The following is a 6,146-nucleotide window of genomic DNA, read 5'->3' as shown; positions in this document are numbered from 1 at the left end:
GGGCATAGGCCTGACGCACCGTATCGGCGCGGCTCAGCAGATCCGCCGGGAAGTCGTGGCTGGCGAAGAACCGCACCTTGATGCGCGGACCCGACGTCGCGAACGTCTCCTTCCGACGCATCGCCGCATAGATCGCCTCGCGGCTGTTTTCCTCCGCCCAGACGCCCGCTAGGCCTGATCCGCTGCGGTGCTGGTACTGGACCGGGCCAGGGTTCGGCCAGTCGGAGGCGCCTTTCGGCTTCACCGCACCGCGCTGCTCCGGCAAGCCGTCGCGCATGCCGGAGGCGCCGGCGAAATCGTTCTCGTCGACAGCGCCGGGTGTGGCGTTGTGGGTGTCGGTGGAGCCGATGACGCCTAGCTTGTACGGGTTCACGCCCAGCGTCTCCCGCTGCAGAATTCCATCCTTCAGGGCGCGGCGGACATAGCTGCCCGGGAAATTCGTCACCGCCTTGTTCACGGCGATGTAGCGCTCCCAGATCTCGAAATTGGCCCATTCATCGTTGGGCGAGAGCGAGGGATGGGTGTCGGACGTACCCTTGGCCTGGCTGATCTCGGCCAGCGGCTCGTTCCGCGCGCGAAGTTCCGCATACGCCTTGTCGATGGGTTGGCCGTTGAGCCGAACGCGCTCGAACATCGCCCCGTCCGAGCCATTGGAATTGTGCGGGATGGCCAGGGCCTCGATGCCCTTGGCGCGCCAGCTGTCCATGGTTCGCCACAGCGCCTCGGGATCGGCGGAGTCTTCCGCCGAGAACGGCGCGCCGGGCACGCGGGCGGTCCGGAAGATGACGTTGCGATGCAGGTTCTTGCCGTCGATCGAGGCGGTGTATTCGAAACCGACAAAGGTGGTGAAACGGCCGGGCTGATTGTGCCGGGCGGCGGCGTCCTGCACCTCGCGCCAACCCTCTGCGACGATGCTGGGATCGTTGTACTCCGGCGGCAACTTGCCTTCGCGCCGTGCGGCTGTGAACGCCTCGAAGCCGCGCTGGGCCTGGGCCGGGTCGGCGGCTGCCAACTGCTGGCTGAACGGCACTTTCGACAGCGCGCTGCCCGGCCGTGAAGCCTCGCGGATCACCGCCAGGTACTCGGCGTGGTCGGTCACCGCCGTGAAATCGAGCGGGGCGCCGCCAAGCTGGACTGTGTAGCCGGAGGCATGGCCGATGGGTTCGCCGCGCGCGAAACGGTACGCGTCGTCCGGGGTCCGGCGGACGTTCGAGATATAGGCGTCGTTGGAGAGGTAGGTGTGGACGTGCAGGTCGCCGAAGTAGGCGTTGCGGTCCTCATTGAAGCCGGGAAGCCGAGCTGAGGGCGCGACCGCGGCGCTGGGTCCGGGGGTCGGCCCACCGCTCGTCGACTGGGCGCTGATCGCGGCCCCGGCGATCAGGACGCCTGTGACCGCGGCCGGAACCACGTAGCGCCAGGACCAGGTCGGGCGCATGGAGGGACTCCTCATCCGGCGATCGCCGCGACGGGGCCTTCGCCGCCGGTGGGGACATTGGGGAACCTGGCGACGCTTGCTTCGTACTCGCGTCGGATGCGGGTGACCGGTCGCTGGACCCAGATGTTGGTGGTGTAGATGTTCCACAGCTCCTTGGGATCGTTCTCAAGATCGAAGACCCAGGGGGAGGGCAACTCTTCAGCGAAGGCGGTGGTGGCCACCTGGCCCGAGGCGACCATCTGGCCGCGCGGCGGTTCGCGCACGATGAAGTGCATTTTGAAGTTCTTCCACTTCACGGCCAGCAGCTTGTTGGCATGAAAGATCATCAGGTGCTGGCGATCCGACGTCGCCTTGGTCCCGAACAGGAAGTCGGTCTGACTGACTGAGTCGATGGCCCGATCGGTGGGCACCTTGTCCGCCGCGCCCGCCGCTTCGGCGAAGGTGCGGTAGAAGTCCAGCATCGAGACGATCTCATTGCTGACGCGGCCTGCCTTGGCGCGCCCCGGCCAGCGGATGATGCACGGCACGCGCACCGCGCCCTCCCAGCCGCTGGGGAATTCGCCACGGAACGGTCCGGTGTCGGATCGGCCGCCGAAATCCACCCCCAGGCCCTGGAAGGTCTGGGGGCCGTTCTCGCTGCAGAACACGATGATCGTGTTGTCCCGGATCCCCGCCGCATCAACCGCTTCGATCACGCGCCCGGCGTTGTGATCGATCTCGTCCAGCGCGTTCTGGTACTGGGAGCGCCCCGGTTTGGTGTGGTCCGGATGGGTCAATGGCGGATCGTGGGGCAGGGTGAAGGGCAGGTAGAGGAAGAAGGGTTTGTCGCCTTTCGCCTGGCGCCGGATGTAGGCCGTCGCCCGGTCGGTGATCTCGCGATCCATCAGGGCGCGGGCGGCGCGGTCATAGGTCCGGAGCACGCGGCTGGGTTCGCCGCGTCGGCCTTCATGGACCGGCTGCAGGCTGTATTCCGCCGGATCGAAGTTGGGCTGGAGGGGCCAGTTCACTTCGCCGCTGCTGCGCGGAATGCCGAACCACTCGTCGAAGCCCTGGCGGGTGGGGAGCCGCTCCTCGCTGGAGCCCAGGTGCCACTTCCCATAGCAGGCGGTGGCGTAGCCGCTGTCTGAGAGCAGTTCTGCGAGCGTGTATTCCCAGGGTGCGATGCCGTCTTTGGTCCCCCGGGACTCGACGTTGGACGTACCGCAGCGGACTGGCATTCGGCCGGTCATCAACGCCGTACGGCTCGGCGTGCATTCCGGCTCGCAATTGAAGTTGGTCAGCCGCACGCCTTCGGCGGCCAGTTGGTCGAGCCTGGGGGTCGGTACGCCGCGCAGCTCTCCGCCGCCGTAGCAGCCGAGATCGCCGTAGCCGAAATTGTCGACCATCATGAACACGATGTTCGGGCGACGGCGGGCGGGCTGGGCGCGCGCCTGGGAGCCGGCCAGCGCCGCGATCGTGGCGCCGCCTGCGATCAGGCTCCGTCGGCTCGGGGTGGGGCGGGGGGCGTCTGTCATGGGGGACTCCGACTGGGCCTTAGGGCGACGAAACGCATCGAAAACCGACGTGCGTGGTCGCGGTGTCGATCTCCTGCGGTTGGCGGGCGGCTGGGCGGTAGCGGCGGCAGTAGTTGGGCGCGCAGAGATGCGAGCCGCCCTTGACCACGCGGCGGGGAAGGGCGGGGCGCGCGCCGGGCGTGCAGCAGGGTTTCGCCGCCGCAGGCAGGGCCCAGAAATCGTGCGTCCATTCCCAGACATTGCCGATCATGTCGAAGAGCCCGAAGCCGTTGGGCGGGAAGACGCCGACCGCCGAGGTGCGAACCCGACGGGTCGACCCCTTGGGCGGGTGTGGAAACCGACCGATCCAGGTGTTGGCCAGGCGCCGGCCGCCCGGCGAAAGTTCATCGCCCCAGGGAAAGTCACGATCCTCAACGCCGCCCCAGGCCGCGTATTCCCACTGGGCCTCGGTCGGCAGATCGCGGCCGCGCCAACGGGCGTAGGCGAGCGCGTCCTCATAGGCCACGTGAACCACCGGATGGTCGTCCAGGCCATCGAGGTTTGAGCCTGGTCCCAGCGGATGACGCCAGTCCGCGCCGACCACGAACCGCCACCACTGGCCTGGCTGGCCAAGATCGACCGGTCCTTTCGGCGGGGTGAACACCGAGGAGCCGGGTTTCAGGAGGCTCGGATCGGCGTCCGGATAGTCTGCGGCCTCGGGCTGCCGCTCGGCCACGGTGACGTATCCGGTCTCGGCCACGAAGGCGGCATAGGCCCGGTTGGTCACCGGTGTGCGCTCGATCCGGAACGGGTCGACCGCAGCCCGGCGCTCCGGCGCTTCCTCCGGATAGTGGCGGTCGGACCCCATCCGGAACGGGCCGCCCGGCAACGCCACCAGATCGTCGTCCGTCCGCGCCGACGACAGGGTCTCGAGGCGGCTGGAGGGCGCGACCATGGCTTAGCTAAGCGCCACGCCCATCTCCCGGTCCAGCCGCCCCGGAGCCATCTAGAACCGCGCGTTCAGCTCGAGCGAGACCTGCCGGGGCTCATTCAGCGTGCAGCGCAGCGCCGTGGCGCCGGTGACCGCATTGTTGAGACCGAAGGCGGCGTTGTTCGGCTGATTGAAGATGCCGGTGCAGAAATCCTTGTTGGTCAGGTTCTGACCCACGAGCGCCAGTTGCCAGCGCTCTTCCGGGCCCCGGATCGCGACACGGCCCGCGAGCGTCGAATAGCCGCCCTGGCGTGCATCGGGATTGTTGTCGCCGGCCGAGGCGAGGAGCTGGCTGGCGGTGTAGCTGAGGTCCAGCCGGGCCAGCCAGGTCATGCCGTTCATGAAGTCGCCGATGTACTGCGCCGAAGCCGCGCCTTGCCACTTGGGCGAATAGGGCAGGCGTTCGCCGGTGAGGTCCTGGGCGCCGCCGAAGCCGGGCAGGCCGGGCGCGCCCCGGAAGTCGAGGTACTTGGAGTCCAGATAGGTGCCGGACAGAGTCAGCGTCAGCGGCGGAACCGGACGCGCGATGGTGTCGAACTCCAGGCCCTGCTGGCGCGCCGTGCCGTTGTTGCGGGTCCGGAACTGCAGGCCGTCGAAGCTGCGGAACTGCAGGTCGTCGATGTCGCTGCGGAACAAGGTGAAGTTGGCCACCAGCCGCCGGTCGAACAGCTGGGACTTCACACCCAGTTCCCAGTTTTCGACCGTTTCGGCCAGGAAGGTCCGGCTGGCCGCGCCGACGGGGCCGGTTGTGCCGGGCGCGGAGTCGAAGCCGCCTGACTTGAAGCCGGTTGAGAAGCTGGCGAAGACCATGGTGTCTTCGTTCGGTCGGAAGGTGCCGTTCAGACGATAGGTCACCTGATCGTCCTTCAGCGCCATGTTGTTGGTCACTTCGGCAGACTGCGCCGCCGCCGGATTGCGGGTGATGGCGGTGAAGATCGCGTCCTTCTCGTCCTCGGAGTAACGGATGCCGCCGGTAACGGCGAACTGATCGGTCACCTTGAAGGTGGCCTGGGTGTAGGCGGCGAAGGATTCCGTATCCTGGCTGAAGTCCCAGACCGAGGCGCCGATCAGCGGGTTGGCGCGGCATTGGGCGAGGCGCGCGGCAGTGCCGGTGTTGCGGATGAACACCTCGCAATAGTCACGCGTCAGGTCGATGTTCTGCCCCAGGTCGTAGGCTTCCTCGTAGTAGTAGAGCCCAGCCACATAGCTCAGGCGGTTGTCCAGCAGGGTCTCTGGCGACAGCAGCTGGAGCTCCTGGGAGTGGTTCTGGCTGTCGGCGAACGTGGTCCGGCGCTGAAGCTCCAGCGGGATATTGCCGTTCGACGCCTGGTACTGAACGTTCTTCCAGTCGCGGTAGCCGCTAGTCAGCTTGAGCTGATAGCCATTGGCGAGGTTCCAGACCAGTTCGCTGGAGACGCCGGTCTGGTAGTCGATCAGGTCGCCTTCAGTGGATTGGCGCACTCGCCGTGAATAGGTGTCGCTCGTGTAGGGCAGAAGGCCGACGCCCGGCCCCGCGCCGTCCGGATCGAGGCGCGTGAGCCAGTTCGCCAGCGTGGTCGGGGTCACGGAGCGCGTGACCACCGTGATGGTGTTGTAGCCGTCACCACTGAGGTTCTGATGGTCGCCATGTAGGGACCATGTCACTTCGGGCGTGACGTCCCAGGTGACCCCGGCGCGCACCGAGAAGCCGTCGTTGCGGCCCATGCGTTTGCCGGTCAGGTCGTTGCGGTCGAATCCGTCGTTCTTGTAGGCGAGGGCCGAAACGCGGGTCCGAAAGCCTTCCGTCACCGGCAGGTCGGCCGAGATCGCCAGCCGCTGGCGACCGTAGTCGCCGAGCGACGCGGTCGCTTCGCCGCCGAAGGTGTCGCCCGGCGCCCTCGTGCGAATCAGCACCGCGCCCATCGAGGCGTTGCGCCCGAACAGCGTGCCCTGCGGTCCGCGCAGCACTTCGACCGATCCGATGTCGTTGAGGCCCGCCAACAGCGAACCGATCCGCGGCACATAGACGCCGTCCACGAAGGCCGCGACGCTGGGCTCGACGGCGGTGTTTCCGCTGGTGCCGATGCCGCGCATCATGATGCGGGTGTTGCTCGTGTTGGACGAGGTGGCGAGATAGAGGCTGGGGGTCAGGCGGCGGAGATCGCGGATGTCCTGCACGCCCGCGGCCTTCAGCGTTTCGCCGCTGAAGGCGGTCACCGAAATCGGCACGTCCTGAACGTTCTCAGCC

At 67.4% G+C, this 6,146-nt stretch carries 4 protein-coding genes; all 4 read right to left on the bottom strand.

What is annotated here, in order from left to right:
- On the bottom strand, nucleotides 1–1,435 hold a 1,435-nt coding region (locus tag ACIQ3R_RS13950; protein WP_397419467.1), incomplete at its 3' end, for a DUF3604 domain-containing protein.
- Between the two features lie 11 nt (nucleotides 1,436–1,446).
- Nucleotides 1,447–2,949, bottom strand: a complete 1,503-nt coding sequence (locus tag ACIQ3R_RS13945; RefSeq protein WP_397419466.1) for an arylsulfatase — start codon at nucleotides 2,947–2,949, stop codon at nucleotides 1,447–1,449.
- A gap of 19 nt (nucleotides 2,950–2,968) precedes the next feature.
- Nucleotides 2,969–3,883, bottom strand: a complete 915-nt coding sequence (locus tag ACIQ3R_RS13940) for a formylglycine-generating enzyme family protein (RefSeq protein ID WP_397419465.1) — start codon at nucleotides 3,881–3,883, stop codon at nucleotides 2,969–2,971.
- A gap of 51 nt (nucleotides 3,884–3,934) precedes the next feature.
- Nucleotides 3,935–6,146: TonB-dependent receptor (locus ACIQ3R_RS13935; RefSeq protein WP_397419464.1), on the bottom strand; the 2,212-nt coding region annotated here is incomplete at its 5' end.

The organism is Phenylobacterium sp. (assembly GCF_044371015.1).
GTDB lineage: Bacteria > Pseudomonadota > Alphaproteobacteria > Caulobacterales > Caulobacteraceae > Phenylobacterium.
The sequence above is the reverse complement of the archived record's forward strand: the minus strand, read 5'-3'. Positions and strand labels throughout refer to the sequence as shown.